Raw genomic sequence first — 14,935 nt, 5'->3', positions numbered from 1 at the left:
CTCCATTATAACAGAAATTGACCGCAAGGCATTACGGTTTAACGTGCGCGTTCAAAAAGGTCGGTTTTCAGCACCGAGAAGGTTGGATGAAGCTAGGGATTGAGGAGCGGAGCGTACGTAGTTTGTACGTGAGCACCGGAAGGCCCGGCTGAATTCAAGATTCGATGCCGAGTTGCTTCTTGATTCACTTCGTGATCAAAATCGGACTTTTTGAACAACCTCTTAAACGGGAATATTCCACAGCGGCCTGATATCTCTGCTCTCATCCCAGGCCCGCCCCGCTTCCATGTGAGCAAGCGCCAGTTCGATTTCGCGGGCAAAGTCCGAATATTCCGGCAGCGCTGATAAATCCCTGTGCCAGCCTGCGATACATTCTTTAAGCACGGACTTGTCGCCTTCGTAATAGGCGCGATGGTAACGCTCCGTATTGAATGGCCTCGCCAGCAAACGGTCGCTGTATCGAGCCGCCAGGTAGGCAACATACAGAGACACTTTCGCGACAAGCGGGGAAACGAGAAAGCTGGGAAGCGTACGGTATTCAAACCCGCCATACGGCTGCCTCCGAAAATCCCCCAGGAACCCATAACGGGGTCTGCGAGAACGCCCCTTGGGGTCTTCGAGCAGCGCCAGCGGCAGAGCCAGATAATTATCCAGCGTCTGAAGAAGAGACAGGGAGAGCGGTACTCCGCTGAAATGAATATGGCCGCCTAGCGGGAAATCACCATAAGGCAGAGCTCCTGCCCTCCATGTCAGTGAACGATCGGTAATCAGGCTCTGGGCTTGACGCAGAGCTTTTTGCATTTCAATCATTAACGCCTTCGGATTCGCTCTCGGTAACGGCCTGAGCTCGGCAATGGGGTAAATAACCTCACCCCGAAAACGAACGGCGTCACTGCCGACCGACCCGCCGTGCTCCATAAATTCGGATGCAAACACAATCTCCCCGTTATCCTTCATCAGCACAAACTCGGGATCCATCCCCATGAGCAGCGGCGCAGCCAAAGGGGATTCACCGTCTTCGTTATGCGCGTGAAAACCTGCCGCCGGCACCCCCTTCGCACTCATGACGGTTTTAATCCGGCCCGCTTTCATGCGGATGTCCTCGACTACATATCTTCGCCCGGGCCGGGCATTGATGATAACCTCTCCTTCATCCACGCCCAGCGTATACAGCGACCGCAGGGCCGCTTTCTCCAATCGCCGATGCAGGCCATCCTCATACCTCCCGTTCTCGGGGTCAGGCTCAAACATGACTTCACTGCCGCCGAGCTGATAGGAGCGGATCGAGACTGCGGACAGCTGCTCAACATGAACCGCGTACCTGGCCGTGTAATGCTTTTCCTCAACCGAGCTCAAGCCCAGAAGGGACGGTATCCCGGATCTGGACAGACGCGCTTGCGCGAGAAGCACAGCAGCTCCCTTCAAGGGTACATATTCTTTTACAGCAGCTGGTTTTACTTTAAATTGAGCCATCTCCTAGTCCCCCTGTAAAAAAAATAAAAAAGAGGGCATCCGCCCTCCGCAAAGCTGCCCTCACTGCATATGCTAAGATTAGAATCATTCCTACAGGAGGGTTATCTTACAGTTCATCCTCCAGACCTTCGTAATCAAGGTCTTCGTAATCATCGACTTCGTCTCCCAGGACGTAATCGAATTCTTTGTCCTCGTAATCGCCATGATGATGGCTGCATACTTTGACAACGACCTTGGTCTCGGCAATCAGCTCCACCGCGTACTCTCTCTCTACCCGCAGAATGACACTCGTGCCATTCGAGGATACGCTGGCCTCAACGCAGCTCGGCTCCTGTGTCGCTTCAGCCGACACTTCCACCGTGGATGCACGATGCTTCGGATCCAGATAGGAAAGAGGCACGCGTTCTACATACGATACCGTTTCTTTCGCCACATCGGTCTGTGAATTTTTGTCATAGGAATACCAGATGTTAACATCGTAAGTACCAATAACTTCAATTCCGTCTCCGGCGGCAACCGCCTCGTATTGATGGTTTATAATCCAAGCCCCCAAAATACTGGTCGGATTATTAGGCGGAGTCACGGTATGTGTTACGGTAGAGAATTTACGACCCTTGCCGCAGATCGCCTTCGTGATGATTTCTCTACATTGGTGTTTATGACTCAATGACATCTTCGAACCTCCTCCATACAATCATTCCATACATGTGTATGCAAGACATGGGCGAATGTTGAATGAAGTGGTCCAAATAAATTCATATGATGCTAAAAATATCAGATTTTTTTTTGCAAATCCCAGAGCTATACGGCCGAATCCGCGCGCTTCTGCGGTTTTTTTGCCGTGGGCGCCTTATACTTCTTTGAAATATTCAAATAGTATTCCAGCTCATGACATAGCTGCAGGATCGCGGAACGGACCTCGAATTCTTCGCGGGTCGTCGGCAGTTCCATCTCCTTGAACCTGTCCTCCAGCTCAATCAGCAATCCTTCGGACTTGCCCGTATATCCTTCGGCAACGACATCCTTGCTTAATTGATCGAATATTTCCGCCGTCAGCACACCGTGAGGAAGCCGCTCGTACACCTGGGATATTTGATGCATCATGCTCTGGATATTCTCCATCTGTTCCTTCCGCATATAAAAATAGATGTTCCAGGAGCCGTCCGGATGAATCATCTGGTTCTCCGATGCCCGCTTCGCTTCCTCAATTCCTTTCTCAATCTGCCGGTTGGCCTCAATCAGCTCTTTCCCGTCCCATATATGTTCAGGATCCCGAAGCGTAAGCGAGAAGTGACGGAAAATGACGGAGAAGAGCCCGTCCACCTTCTGGCGGATCTCCATCATCGCTCCCTCGCTGTTCGGCATATAAACCAGGTTCACAAGCATCGCCGATCCGAGACCGATGATCAACAGTTCAATTTGGGTGAGCAAAATGTCCATCCCGATCTCTTCCCCCTGGAACACCCGAAACACCACGACCGAGCTGGTTACGATGCCTTCCTTGAAGTTCGCCTTCGAAATCGCGGGAAAGGCAAGCAATATGTATAGAGCCAATACCCAATAATGAAATCCGAGAAAATAAAATAGAATACACGCCAGCACCAGACCCAGCAATGAAGCGAACAATCTGGACGATATGGAGCGCACACTCCGTTTTCGCGTGACGTCAACGCCAAGTATAGCAAGAAGACCGGCGGACGTAGCCCCCGGTATGTTCAAGGCATCTGTAATTAAGATGGCAAGCAGGCTTGCCGCAGCCGTTTTGATGACACGAAATCCCATGTGATGAAGAGCCTCCAGGCGAGTTGATGATGACTATATATGTTTCTTTTTATATGACCACATATATAAGGTATCTTCATCCTAGCTTATTTTTATGCCATAAACAACCATGCCTGGGGGCAATAGACCAAGCCCATTAACGATGAGTCAGCAATTTCCTTTCTATATATACCACCATTTGATACATAGCTGTTGCCACGACGGCGATAATGAGCAGACTCGACAGCACAAGCGTGAAATTGAATACCTGAAACCCGTACATAATCAAGTAACCGAGACCCGATTGGGCGACCAGAAATTCGCCGACGATGACGCCGACCCACGCCATGCCCACATTGACCTTGAGCGTTGATACGATCGCCGGATACGAAGCTGGCAAAATAACCCGCTGAAACACCTGGCGCTTGGTTCCGCCGAACGTCCGGACCACCTTGATCAGATTGGAATCCACCTCATGAAAACTGTTGTATACAACAAGCGTGGTCACGATGACCGTGATCGATAACGTAGTGACAACAATAGCCGTAAAACCCGCGCCAAACATCACGATAAATATCGGACCGAGCGCTACTTTCGGCATACTATTGAACACAACCATATAGGGATCCAGAACCTTGTTAAGAAACGGTGACCACCAGATGAATACGGCTAGCAGCGTGCCTACCAGCGTACCGAGCAGGAATCCGACAACCGTCTCCCCTACCGTGATCCCCAAGTGCCCCCATAACTCGCCGCTGATCATATTCCCCCATATGTTGGCAAAAATTTTGGTCGGATAACTGAAGAGCAGCACGTCTATCCATTTGAATCTGCCCGCCGCTTCCCACCAGATAAAGAATAGCAGCAGCAAGCTAAGCTGGACGGTCAGCACGCGTCTGCGCAAACTTTTCTTGCGCTTCATGTGTTTTACATAAATATCCTGGAGCCAGCCCTTCGAAGAAGAAGCAGGAGGCTCATCCCTTGATGTCATAGGCTTCACTCCTTCCCGATCGTTTGCATTTCGCCCCAGATCTCATGAAACAATTCGTTGAACCCCGGCTCCTTACGAGCATAAAAAGGCTGTACCCGACGTATGTTCTCAGGAATATTGAACATCCGGTGAACCCTTCCCGGGTTGCGGTTCAGGAGAATGACCCGATCGCTCATTGCAATGGCTTCGGACAAATCATGGGTCACCAGGATGGCGGTCTTCCCGCGCTCCTTCAAGGTGTCCACGATCAGATCCTCAAGCTGCAGCTTCGTCTGATAATCCAGTGCAGAGAAAGGTTCATCCAGCAATAGCAGGCCCGGGTCCGTCGCCAAGGTCCTTACAAGTGCAACCCGCTGTCTCATTCCGCCTGACAGCTGGGCGGGATAGAGGTTGCCGCTGTCCCCAAGGCCCATCTCCTTGAGCAAACTCTGTACGATACCGCGACTTTCCGGATTCAACCGCTCCGTCAGTTCCAAGCCGATCAAGGCGTTATCCATAATGGTGCGCCAAGGAAATAAATAGTCCTGCTGCAGCATGTACCCGACCGCCGGCGACGGCCCGTTTACCGGTTTGCCGTTCACATAAGCGGCTCCTTTGGATGGCTGCAGCAAGCCGGCAATGACAGACAAAATCGTTGTCTTGCCGCAGCCGCTAGGCCCAACCAGGCTGATGAACTCCCCCCGTTCCACCTTCAATTGAATCCCTTCCACAGCCAGAGAGGCTTCCCGATCCGTGACATATACGTGAGCGATATCGTTCAATTCAACTACCGGTACCATTGGTGCTCTCTCCCTTCGTTCTATGGATTAGGCTAATTCATCATTTGGCTTGTTTCGCTTTCTCGGCAAAGCTGTTGTTGACGATTCTTTCAGGCGCTACCCGTTCTTTCAGTTCCCCGGCCTGCTCCATCACGTCCAGCAGATTGTTCCATTCCGCCTCGTCTACGATCGGATCGGTCGCATAGCTGCCCTGCTCCTTGTAGCGTTTAACGGAGGACACCACGATGTCGCGGTCGCTATCCTTAAAATAAGGCATGATCGCATCCGCGATATCTTCGGGACTGCTCGCGTCCACCCATTGCTGTGCCTTGTAAAGAGCATTCGTAAACTTCTGCACCGTGGCATCGTTTTTGTCGATAAAGCTCTGTTTTGTCATGAATACGGTATATGGCAGTCGTCCGCTTTCTACGCCAAAGGAAGCCACCACTTTGCCACGGCCTTCTTTTTCAAAGATGGAGGCCTGCGGTTCAAAGAGCTGAACAAATTCACCGGTGCCGGAAGCATAAGCAGAGGCGATATTTGCAAAATCGATATTCTGAATCAGTTCCAGGTCCGCGTGCGGATCGATTCCTTTTTTACGGAGCGTAAACTCGCCTGCCATCTGCGGCATTCCGCCCTTACGCTGACCGAGGAATACTTTGTCCTTCAGGTTGTTCCAGTCAAAAGCGCCCGCTCCATCCCTGGCCATCAAAAATGTCCCGTCTGTCTGCGTCACCTGTCCGAAGTTAATGACCGGATCTTCAGAGCCCTGTTGATACACGTAAATCGAAGTTTCCGAGCCGACAAGTGCCACATCGATGGCTCCCGACAGCAGGGCCGTCATCGTTTTGTCTCCGCCAGGGGTCGTCTGCAGCTCGACATCAAGCCCCTCTTCCTTAAAAAATCCTTTTTCCAATGCGACATACTGCGGCGCGTAGAAGATCGAGCGCGTCACTTCGCCAATCTTGACCTTCGTAGCCGATCCGCCGCCACCGCACCCGGCAAGCGCCACTCCGCAAACAAGCAGCATGGTTAACGCCAGCCCCCACCATTTTTGACGCTTCATCGTAACCCTCCATTCCCATTGACCCTTTGTTTCTTTTCAGCATATGCATGTGCCTGCCCAAAGGTTAAACGCCTGATAGATATGCTGGGGGCTGTGTTTGATTGGCAATATGGATATTTGGAAACAATTAACATATCCCTAATCCAAGATTACTCGGAACCACGAATCATAACAAAAACGTCTATTAACGCATTTTCACAGAAGACAGACCGTGTTTAGAGGAAGTTTTTCTAGCGAGAAAAGGATGGAAGCCCTCGAAGGTGTATACTGTCTTAATACAAAAAAAACGCAGCCACTTGGGCTGCGTTTATAATGTGGATCAAAGTTTGTAAATCTCTTTATACTTCTCTTCGAGATAATCGGCCAGATAGTCCGGATTCAGTTCTTCTCCGGTGACGCGCAAGATGATCTCGGACGGCTTCTCGCTCTTTCCGTACTTGTAAACCTTGTCCGTCAGCCATTCCTTGATCGGAGCCAGGTTCCCCTCTTCGATGAGCTGGTCGAGATTCGGCAGTTCTTTGCGCATCGTGTAAAGGAACTGAGCCGCATACATATTGCCGAGGGAATACGAAGCGAAATACCCGAAATCGCCGCCGGACCAGTGAACGTCCTGCAGGACGCCCATTCCGTCATTTGGCGGCATAATGCCGAGATATTCTTTATACTTCGCGTTCCAGGTCTCCGGCAGCTCCTTCACGGCCAAACCTTCGTTAAAGAGTTTCTTCTCGATCTCATAACGAATGATGATATGCAGGTTATAAGTAAGCTCATCCGCCTCAATTCGAATGAGAGAATTCTCTACCTTGTTCGCGGCCAAATAGAAATCCTCGATGTCCACGCCCTTCAATTGTTCAGGGAAATGCTGCTGCAGATCTGCAAAATAACGGCGCCAGAACGGACGGCTGCGACCAATCATATTTTCCCACAGACGGGATTGAGATTCATGGATGCCCATCGAGGTACCACCGGAGAGCGGCGTACCCGCAAGCTCCTTATCGATATTTTGCTCGTAAAGGGCATGCCCTCCCTCATGCAAAGAGCTGAATACCGCACTTAGCACATCATCCGGAAGATACATAGTCGTGATGCGCACGTCACCCGGGTTCAAGCCTGTCGCAAATGGATGCACGCTTTCGTCCAAACGTCCCGCTTCAAAGTCGTAGCCCATTTGCTCCAGCAGGAACAAACTGAATTTCTCCTGCTGTTCTTTCGGGAACAGCTGTTTCAAGAAGTCCGTTCTTGGCTTGAATGGCGATTCCTGGATCGCATGAACCAGCGGTACCAGACGCGCTTTCAGGCGGTCGAAGATGGCATCCACCTTTTCCACCGTTAAATCCGGCTCATACATATCAAGGAGTGTATCGTATCTGGTGTTTTTCACGCCCCAATATTCAATAAACTCTTGCTTGAATGCAACGATCTTCGTTAAGTAAGGTTCGAAACCTTCAAAATCGCTGTTCTTCTTCGCCTCCTCCCACTTCGTCTCCGATTGAGCGGCGAGAATGGAGTACTCCTGGAAGCGTTCAGGCGGGATGGATTTGCTCTGATCGTACACCTTTCGCACTTCCGCAATCATGCGGCGTTTGCGATCATCCAGCTGCTGCGCCTGTTTCGGCTCCGCAAAAAATGATAACAGCTGTCCCATCTCTTCCGATATTTGCAGTTTAAACGCCTCTGTGGATAAAACCCCGATCGTTTCCGAACGGATTTCGGTTCCCTTGCGTGGAGCACCTGTCCGTAAATCCCAATGAAGTAGGCCAATAGCTTCGTAATAACTCATAATTTTGCGAACCAATCGATCAAATTGTTCCCATTGTGGTAAATGTTGTACTGCCATTCCGGCACACCTTCTTTTTTTATAATAGGATTCTTCTATACTCTATTGATGATACGTTTTACAAGGTATATAATCAACTTCCAGAAAGAATAAATAACAATATACATATAAAGGAGTGTCATGAGGCCGTGAATATTCAACTCACCCGGCAAGCCGAGCTGAAGCTGAAGGACAAGCTCGGGGACAAGCCGGGCGCAATCAGGCTGATCTATGACACGGAGGGATGCGGATGTGCCGTCAACGGCGTCCCAAGCCTGCGTATTGTAGATGAGCCGACGACGGAAGATATCGCTGTCGAGACAGGAAGCACGGTGCCGTTTATCGTAAACCGCAAGCAGGCCGTTTTTTTCGAAGAGAAGATGAGGCTGGGCGCCGATCCAGCCACTTACTCCTTCCGGCTGGACAGCAGCGGACAGAACTACGGCACCAATATCCAAGTATTAGATGCCAGAGCGTAACTACAACAATTAAATTATAGATAGATACAAAGGAGAGAAAATCGATGGAAAAACACCTTAACAGCATACTGGAACACAATCGCAGCTTTGTAGAGAATAAAGAGTACGAATCCTACCTGACAGGGCGTTTTCCTGAGAAGAAACTCGTCATTATTACTTGTATGGATACACGATTGGTTGAACTGCTCCCTAAAGCAATGAATTTCAAAAATGGCGATGTCAAAATCATTAAAAACGCCGGCGCCATCATTTCACAGCCCTTCGGAAGTGTGATGCGAAGCGTCATGGTAGCACTGTACGAACTGCACGCCGAAGAAGTCATCGTTGTGGGTCACTACGAATGCGGCATGGCTTCCTTGAACGCCGATGATATGATCCAGCATATGAGAGACCGCGGCATATCCGATGAAGTGTTATCCACACTGGAAAACTCCGGCATCCGGTTATCCAAATGGCTTCGCGGGTTCGATAACATTACGGACGGGGTAAAAAATACGGTGAGCCTGATCAAAAACCACCCGCTTCTTCCTCCAAACGTTCCCGTTCATGGCATGGTCATCGACCCTAACACCGGTGCGCTTGATCTGGTCGTAGAAGGATACGAGAACGAATAAATCAATCAAAGTCAAATGGAAGCACAAACGCGTACGCGTTTGTGCTTTTTTAGTCACAATTTTGCCAAAAGCAGAGAGAAAGCCCCCTCCCCCAGTTGTCAAACCATACAGTTTCAGTGTACACTTTTTATCAACCGGACCGATAGGCGGATGACCATCCACGCCTTAGCGTCCACGATATGCGTTTCAAAGGGAGTTATGTCCATGAATACGTTGTCATACGGCTTGTTAGGGTTACTAGCAAGAAGAGAATCATCAGGATACGATTTGATGCTTCGAATACAGCCCTTTTGGCAGGCCAAACACAGTCAAATCTATCCTCTGCTGTCCAGCATGGAGGAGAAACAGCTGTTGTCCTCGCATTGGGTTCAGCAAAGTGATAAACCGGACAAGAAAATTTATGCGATTACAGAAAAAGGCATGCAGAAGCTGCGTGAATGGATGTACCAACCGATCGCGCCTGCAGTCACCAAGGATGAACTTTCTCTTCGAACCTTTTGTCTGTGGCTGACGGAAATCGGCATCGCCGTCGATATTTTCGAGGACCGCAGAATCGGGTATCTGGAGAAAAAACGTTATTATGAGCAGATTTTAGAGGGAATTCCGGAGGATACCCGCGAGATTGGAAGCAAGGCTTTCAGCAATTATGTACTCGCTACCAAAGGGCTGATGATGGCTGAAACCGAGCTGAAATGGTGTGATTGGGTACTGGAATTACTGAGACAGCAGCAGCACACAGCAGCCTCAAAACATGGTCGCACAAATTTTGAAACCTTATCGTGACTCGTCCGTATTACTCTTTATTACTCTAAATTTACTGGGAGGTTCGACAGAACACGATGAAAAAAGTATTGACGATTCTTGTAGCGATTACACTGTTCTTTGTAGCGCTGACGCCTGATTCCGCAGATGCCAGAAGAGGTGGCGGAGGTTTCAAATCCGGGACCAAGTCATACAACAGCACTCCGAAAAAGGATACTAATAATGTTCAACAAACGAACAACCGTTCCAATACAGGGGCAGCCGCTAACACGAAAAAACCAGGATTTTTCAGCGGCGGCAGCTTGATGAAAGGACTTATGATCGGTGGTCTGGCTGGCTTGCTCTTCGGCAGCATGTTCGCCGGCATGGGCTTCATGGGCGAAATCATGGGATTGCTCATTAACCTGATCGCAATCTGGGCTTTGATTATGATCGTTATGGCTGTTGTACGCTCCGTAAAGAACCGTCGTAAACAAAACGATCCTCGCGACAACAACAATAACAACAATCGGTACTAATCCATGGTTCTAAGCATGGACGAAATCGTCAATGCGGTCTGCCTTCATCAGGCGGAACGCAGAGGCGTCAAACCAACTGATGTATCGCTTGAGCTTAGCTGGGACGAAGATACCGGATATACGGCTGAAGTATGGGTCGGCGGAAGAACGCAATATTTGATTGAGGCTAACCTCATCGAAGCTATTCTCCGCTACCTGTACTCCGAATACAATATCCGCGCTTACAGTGAGCAAGTACGACTTGAGCTGGAAGACGAGATTATCGCAATCGTTCAGCAATAATACCATCTATCGTAAAGGAGCCGCTTCGCTAACATGCGAAGCGGCTCCTTTTTTGATTGCCCAAGATAAGTTCGAACATATGATATTCCTACTCGCGTACAGCCGAGGCACCAAATGCACGATCATCAACGAGCTCATAGCACGATTGGTTTATAATTCAATGCCTTTTCAACGATTTCCTCAGGTGTCAGATCTTTTTCCGGCCAAAAAATCAAATTGCTAATGTCGGGGTGGGGAACATTCCGCTGCAGCAATTCGATCCATTCCCCCACCTCTTTCTCGCTGCCTTCCCCATTATACAGACTTGTCACCAGATCAACGATTTGCGCTTTCGTTAATTCGTTCATGTACGGCTCCTTTCTTGTCATCGATCCAGCGCCGAATAAATTCCTTCTCAGACTTATTCAACCGCTCTCCCTCGCTCTCAATGGACTTCATGTTTTTGTCCGGCTAAACCGTAAAAGAAAAGCTCCATCAAGGTTTCCATGCTGCCGTTGACATGTTCCCGGTTCCCCGAATCCCAGCGTCGCCCCAGCTCATTCATGAACATCGAGAAGTACAGCATCGTAACTTCTTCGGTTTGATCCTTATGAATATAACCTTCTTGTTTCCCCAGCGCGACAAACTTCATAAAAAAATCTTTCACCTTCTCCTCGCTGTACTGCTGGATAGTCTGACTTATGCCGCGATCCTCGGAGGTTTGGAAATTCCGAAACTCTTCCGATAAAAAGGTCAGATTTTTAGCCTCCAACAGCATGATTTCTTGGGTCTTTTCGGCAAATGAACGCCCGGAATCCAGAATGCGCTCATACACTGCCAACTGCTTGTCCGTCCAATCCATGATCATATCCATATAGAGCTGATCTTTGGTTCCAAAATAGTTATATATCGTTGCAGGTGACACGCCTGCCTGTTGGGCGATTTCGTTAACGCTAACCTTTTGGTAACCGTGCCTCGAAAAAAGCTGGAAAGCGACAGCGTAGATTTGTTCCATTTTTTTATGCTTTCTGCGTTCATAACCGTTCATGTGTTCTCCACCTCAAATGAAGTATAAACCAAGTTTTAGAGTGTTTCAATGTTTTCACTACAAAACAATTGACATTCACCTACTCGAAATTATACTCTTTTTGTAGTTCATTACTTCATTTACTACATAACTTCAAATTAAATTACGATGAAATGAGGGCGGTATGAAATGAAAGCAATAAAGATTCCTTCGTTTCTGCATGAGGTTTTCGGTGAACAGCAATCCATTGCCACGATTCTTGTCATCTTGGCGTTCGGCGGATGTCTGACCCTAGCGGTAAGCCTTGTTTTTCCGGATATCCTGCATTCTTTGCCTTTATGGCGAGGTATCCTTGCTTTATTGCTTATTTTTGATATTTTCTGCGGCTGTATCGCCAACTTCACCCGCTCGACCAGTAATTTCTATGCAGCCCGTAAAAAACAGCGGATTGTGTTCATCGCAATCCACGTTCATATTCTCCTGGTCGCCGTATTGCTGGATACCGACATGGTGTATGCGGTAGGGATATGGGCATATACCATCGCTGGAGCTGTGATCGTGAATACGCTGATCGGGAAGTCATCGCAGCATTTTATAGGAGGCTTGCTCTTGTCGATTGGTATAGGAGGTACGTTCTTGCTGTCCAACATCCAGCCCTACATGTTATTGGCCGGCACCCTGTTTATGCTGAAAGTATTGTTCAGCTTCGCTGTCGATCATTATGGGGGAGCAGAACAACGGGCATAAATCCTGCCACGCACTCTATCAAGATCCGTTTCCATTCTTCCAGTCTATATCGGGTGTCATTGACCTGTGCTGTGAGATTGTCGATAATAGTAGATAGTAGAATAAGTTCACTATCTTCAAGGGATTGGAGCTATGTAATGAAATATCATAATCTGGAAGAATGCATTATGGATCTGGAGAAACATGGGCATTTGGTTCGTATACATGAAGAGGTTGATCCTCATTTGGAAATGGCAGCCATACATATGAAGGTCTATGCTGCAGGCGGCCCGGCGCTGCTGTTTGAAAATGTAAAAGGTTCGAGGTTCCGCGCGGTCTCCAACCTGTTCGGGACGATCGAGCGCAGTAAATTCATCTTTCGGGATACCTTTGCATCCACGCAAGACGTCATTGCGCTGCGCAACGATCCGATGAAGGCGCTCAAAAATCCGTTCAAATATATCGGGACAGGATTAGCAGCTAAAACCGCGTTGCCTTTCAAAAAAACGGGGGGGCTGCCACCTGGGTTTCAGGAAATCCAAATTTCTGATATGCCGCTAATTAAACACTGGAAGGACGATGGCGGTGCTTTTGTCACGCTGCCTCAAGTCTATTCGGAAGATCCGGAGAAGCCGGGCGTCATGAATTCCAATCTGGGCATGTACCGGGTCCAGCTGACAGGCAACGAATATGAAACGAACAAGGAAGTCGGCATCCATTATCAGATCCACCGGGGCATCGGCATCCATCAAGCGAAGGCTAATAAATTGGGGCAGCCGCTTAAAGTAAGCTGTTTCATCGGGGGCCCCCCTGCCCATACGATTTCAGCGGTTATGCCGCTGCCGGAAGGCATGAGCGAGCTTACCTTTGCCGGCTTGCTGTCCGGACGCCATTTCCGGTACAGCTATGTTGACGGATACTGCATTAGCCACGATGCGGATTTCGTCATTACAGGGGAAATCTATCCGGGTGAGACCAAGCCTGAAGGCCCTTTTGGCGATCATCTGGGCTATTACAGCCTGGTCCATCCGTTTCCCGTCATGCGCGTGCACAAGGTTTACGCCAAACAGCAGGCAATCTATCCATTTACGGTAGTCGGAAGACCGCCGCAGGAAGATACGTCCTTCGGCGAACTGATTCATGAACTGACCGGCGGTGCCATCCGGCAAGAAATCCCGGGTGTCAAAGAGGTGCATGCGGTGGACGCTGCCGGGGTACACCCCCTGCTCTTTGCCATCGGCAGCGAACGGTATACCCCTTATCAACAAGTAAAACAACCGGCCGAACTTCTCACCATCTCCAACCGGATACTGGGCACGGGCCAATTAAGCCTGGCCAAGTATTTGTTCATTGCAGCTGAGGAGAAACAGCCATTAAGCACGCATCGCATCGAGGACTTCTTGACTTATATATTGGAACGCATCGATCTGCAGCGGGACATCCATTTTCAGACCAATACCACGATCGATACGCTTGATTATTCCGGGACCGGACTCAACACCGGCAGCAAGGTCGTATTTGCGGCGGTCGGGGATAAAAAAAGGGATTTGTGCCAAGCGGTGCCTGAGGCGTTAACGGATCTTCCCGGGTATGGGCCCGCAAAATGGATCATGCCCGGCATTGTCGCCATCCAGGGAACCCCTTTTACGAGTTATGCCGAAGTGGAGCAGGAAATGGCGAGCCTAAGCGATGCCATCCGCGAGCGAGGTTCGCTCCCGTCTTGTCCGATGATCATTCTGTGCGATGACAGTGAATTTATGAGTGCGACAGTGAATAATTTTCTGTGGGCAACCTTTACGCGCAGCAATCCTTCCCATGACATTCACGGTGTGAACAGCCGCTATGAGCATAAGCATTGGGGCTGTGATACGGTCATTATCGATGCCCGTACGAAGCCGCATCAGGCCCCGCCATTAATAGCGGATGAAGAGGTCGAACGCAGCATCAAGCGTTTATTTGCGGACGGAGGCAGTTTAAGTCGGATTCCGATACAATAATTGCTGGGCAATCCTAAAGCGGACTACTAACATTAAAATGAATGCAATTTAAACGGGCTGGTCCTTTTAAGGCCAGCCCGTTGTTATATAATATTTTATTTTCCACTTGGGAGGAAGAACATGTTTCCAATACTAGAGACCCAACGATTAAGACTGCGAGAGATCCAACATCGGGATGCCGGGGCTATCTACAATTGCTTCTCGAATGAAGACGTGACTCGCTATTACGGACAAGATACACTGACCACCATCGATCAGGCTCTCCAATTCGTTGAGCTCTTCGCTAACAACTACAGGGAGAAACGCGGGATTCGATGGGGCATCGAACGGAAAGATGCGCAGGGTCTCATCGGCACGATTGGGTATAACGTTTGGTCCCCGCGGCATAAGAGGGCGGAGATCGGATATGAATTACATCCTGAATTCTGGGGGCAAGGTTATGCAAGCGAAGCCGCCTCTGCCGTTATCGCATATGGTTTTAAGGAGCTTGGTCTGACGCGCATCGGTGCCGTTGTTTTTATCGAGAACCAGGCTTCTCACGCCCTCCTGACCAAACTCGGATTTGAAGCGGAAGGTGTTCTTCGCCTATATATTTATCAAAATGGCGTGGCGCACGATACGCGGGTGTACTCATTATTAAAGAACCAGTTCCATTTGCGTTAGAGATTGTGCATAAACCGCCGAAG

General features: G+C 49.3%; 17 protein-coding genes. 8 read left to right on the top strand and 9 right to left on the bottom strand.

The genetic code is table 11. The features are described 5' to 3' along the window. Positions 1–222: 222 nt before the first annotated feature. From M4D81_RS27940 to M4D81_RS27910, 7 genes are all read right to left on the bottom strand, one after another. Positions 223–1,473 carry a putative amidoligase domain-containing protein gene (locus M4D81_RS27940; protein ID WP_260068804.1) on the bottom strand — a complete coding sequence of 417 codons (1,251 nt, stop codon included), beginning with the start codon at positions 1,471–1,473 and terminating at the stop codon, positions 223–225. 106 nt (positions 1,474–1,579) lie between these two features. Next, a complete protein-coding gene (locus M4D81_RS27935) occupies positions 1,580–2,146 on the bottom strand; it encodes an outer spore coat protein CotE (RefSeq protein WP_071218248.1) in 567 nt (188 codons plus the stop codon). A gap of 128 nt (positions 2,147–2,274) precedes the next feature. Continuing rightward, complete coding sequence (locus tag M4D81_RS27930; protein ID WP_194542041.1) at positions 2,275–3,255, bottom strand: aromatic acid exporter family protein; 981 nt, start codon at positions 3,253–3,255, stop codon at positions 2,275–2,277. 136 nt (positions 3,256–3,391) lie between these two features. Further along, positions 3,392–4,225 (bottom strand): ABC transporter permease, encoded by an 834-nt coding sequence (locus tag M4D81_RS27925; protein WP_260068803.1) that lies wholly within the window; start codon positions 4,223–4,225, stop codon positions 3,392–3,394. 5 nt (positions 4,226–4,230) lie between these two features. Next, positions 4,231–5,004 (bottom strand): ABC transporter ATP-binding protein, encoded by a 774-nt coding sequence (locus M4D81_RS27920; RefSeq protein WP_260068802.1) that lies wholly within the window; start codon positions 5,002–5,004, stop codon positions 4,231–4,233. Positions 5,005–5,044: 40 nt separating this feature from the next. After that, positions 5,045–6,049 (bottom strand): ABC transporter substrate-binding protein, encoded by a 1,005-nt coding sequence (locus M4D81_RS27915; protein ID WP_260068801.1) that lies wholly within the window; start codon positions 6,047–6,049, stop codon positions 5,045–5,047. A gap of 319 nt (positions 6,050–6,368) precedes the next feature. Beyond that, positions 6,369–7,886 (bottom strand): carboxypeptidase M32, encoded by a 1,518-nt coding sequence (locus M4D81_RS27910; protein WP_260068800.1) that lies wholly within the window; start codon positions 7,884–7,886, stop codon positions 6,369–6,371. Between the two features lie 128 nt (positions 7,887–8,014). Between M4D81_RS27910 and M4D81_RS27905 the strand changes: the two genes are divergently transcribed. The 5 genes from M4D81_RS27905 (at position 8,015) to M4D81_RS27885 (ending at position 10,520) form a co-directional block, all read left to right on the top strand. Next, the gene (locus M4D81_RS27905; protein ID WP_071218254.1) at positions 8,015–8,344 is read left to right on the top strand and encodes an iron-sulfur cluster biosynthesis family protein; all 330 of its coding nucleotides are present in this window, start codon (positions 8,015–8,017) and stop codon (positions 8,342–8,344) included. Between the two features lie 44 nt (positions 8,345–8,388). Continuing rightward, complete coding sequence (locus tag M4D81_RS27900; protein WP_071218255.1) at positions 8,389–8,958, top strand: beta-class carbonic anhydrase; 570 nt, start codon at positions 8,389–8,391, stop codon at positions 8,956–8,958. A 204-nt stretch (positions 8,959–9,162) separates the two neighbouring features. Further along, positions 9,163–9,741: a PadR family transcriptional regulator gene (locus M4D81_RS27895; protein ID WP_260068799.1), complete on the top strand. Its 579-nt coding sequence runs from the start codon at positions 9,163–9,165 to the stop codon at positions 9,739–9,741. Between the two features lie 56 nt (positions 9,742–9,797). Continuing rightward, positions 9,798–10,238: a hypothetical protein gene (locus M4D81_RS27890; protein WP_071218257.1), complete on the top strand. Its 441-nt coding sequence runs from the start codon at positions 9,798–9,800 to the stop codon at positions 10,236–10,238. Between the two features lie 3 nt (positions 10,239–10,241). Next, the gene (locus tag M4D81_RS27885) at positions 10,242–10,520 is read left to right on the top strand and encodes a YxcD family protein (RefSeq protein ID WP_071218258.1); all 279 of its coding nucleotides are present in this window, start codon (positions 10,242–10,244) and stop codon (positions 10,518–10,520) included. 134 nt (positions 10,521–10,654) lie between these two features. On the opposite strand, the gene M4D81_RS27880 is transcribed toward M4D81_RS27885, so the two are convergent. Together M4D81_RS27880 and M4D81_RS27875 are read right to left on the bottom strand one after the other, a co-directional pair. After that, positions 10,655–10,867, bottom strand: coding sequence for a bacteriocin immunity protein (locus tag M4D81_RS27880; protein WP_260068798.1), 213 nt, complete (start codon positions 10,865–10,867; stop codon positions 10,655–10,657). A 77-nt stretch (positions 10,868–10,944) separates the two neighbouring features. Then, the gene (locus tag M4D81_RS27875) at positions 10,945–11,547 is read right to left on the bottom strand and encodes a TetR/AcrR family transcriptional regulator (RefSeq protein ID WP_260068797.1); all 603 of its coding nucleotides are present in this window, start codon (positions 11,545–11,547) and stop codon (positions 10,945–10,947) included. 168 nt (positions 11,548–11,715) lie between these two features. Between M4D81_RS27875 and M4D81_RS27870 the strand changes: the two genes are divergently transcribed. From M4D81_RS27870 to M4D81_RS27860, 3 genes are all read left to right on the top strand, one after another. Then, positions 11,716–12,273, top strand: a complete 558-nt coding sequence (locus M4D81_RS27870; protein ID WP_260068796.1) for a hypothetical protein — start codon at positions 11,716–11,718, stop codon at positions 12,271–12,273. A gap of 137 nt (positions 12,274–12,410) precedes the next feature. After that, complete coding sequence (locus M4D81_RS27865; RefSeq protein WP_260068795.1) at positions 12,411–14,249, top strand: UbiD family decarboxylase; 1,839 nt, start codon at positions 12,411–12,413, stop codon at positions 14,247–14,249. 120 nt (positions 14,250–14,369) lie between these two features. After that, positions 14,370–14,912, top strand: a complete 543-nt coding sequence (locus M4D81_RS27860; RefSeq protein ID WP_260068794.1) for a GNAT family N-acetyltransferase — start codon at positions 14,370–14,372, stop codon at positions 14,910–14,912. Positions 14,913–14,935 lie beyond the last annotated feature (23 nt).

Source organism: Paenibacillus sp. p3-SID867 (assembly GCF_025142895.1).
GTDB lineage: Bacteria > Bacillota > Bacilli > Paenibacillales > Paenibacillaceae > Paenibacillus_AQ.
This window is presented reverse-complemented; position numbering and strand designations above follow the sequence as displayed.

Bases quoted from the DNA above. Each gene is read 5' to 3' on its own strand.
- M4D81_RS27935 (WP_071218248.1), bottom strand. From the start codon at position 2,146: ATGTCATTGAGTCATAAACACCAATGTAGAGAAATCATCACGAAGGCG.
- M4D81_RS27910 (WP_260068800.1), bottom strand. From the start codon at position 7,886: ATGGCAGTACAACATTTACCACAATGGGAACAATTTGATCGATTGGTT.
- M4D81_RS27870 (WP_260068796.1), top strand. From the start codon at position 11,716: ATGAAAGCAATAAAGATTCCTTCGTTTCTGCATGAGGTTTTCGGTGAA.
- M4D81_RS27860 (WP_260068794.1), top strand. From the start codon at position 14,370: ATGTTTCCAATACTAGAGACCCAACGATTAAGACTGCGAGAGATCCAA.
- M4D81_RS27865 (WP_260068795.1), top strand. From the start codon at position 12,411: ATGAAATATCATAATCTGGAAGAATGCATTATGGATCTGGAGAAACAT.
- M4D81_RS27915 (WP_260068801.1), bottom strand. From the start codon at position 6,049: ATGAAGCGTCAAAAATGGTGGGGGCTGGCGTTAACCATGCTGCTTGTT.
- M4D81_RS27940 (WP_260068804.1), bottom strand. From the start codon at position 1,473: ATGGCTCAATTTAAAGTAAAACCAGCTGCTGTAAAAGAATATGTACCC.
- M4D81_RS27875 (WP_260068797.1), bottom strand. From the start codon at position 11,547: ATGAACGGTTATGAACGCAGAAAGCATAAAAAAATGGAACAAATCTAC.
- M4D81_RS27925 (WP_260068803.1), bottom strand. From the start codon at position 4,225: ATGACATCAAGGGATGAGCCTCCTGCTTCTTCTTCGAAGGGCTGGCTC.
- M4D81_RS27880 (WP_260068798.1), bottom strand. From the start codon at position 10,867: ATGAACGAATTAACGAAAGCGCAAATCGTTGATCTGGTGACAAGTCTG.
- M4D81_RS27920 (WP_260068802.1), bottom strand. From the start codon at position 5,004: ATGGTACCGGTAGTTGAATTGAACGATATCGCTCACGTATATGTCACG.
- M4D81_RS27890 (WP_071218257.1), top strand. From the start codon at position 9,798: ATGAAAAAAGTATTGACGATTCTTGTAGCGATTACACTGTTCTTTGTA.
- M4D81_RS27930 (WP_194542041.1), bottom strand. From the start codon at position 3,255: ATGGGATTTCGTGTCATCAAAACGGCTGCGGCAAGCCTGCTTGCCATC.
- M4D81_RS27885 (WP_071218258.1), top strand. From the start codon at position 10,242: ATGGTTCTAAGCATGGACGAAATCGTCAATGCGGTCTGCCTTCATCAG.
- M4D81_RS27895 (WP_260068799.1), top strand. From the start codon at position 9,163: ATGAATACGTTGTCATACGGCTTGTTAGGGTTACTAGCAAGAAGAGAA.
- M4D81_RS27900 (WP_071218255.1), top strand. From the start codon at position 8,389: ATGGAAAAACACCTTAACAGCATACTGGAACACAATCGCAGCTTTGTA.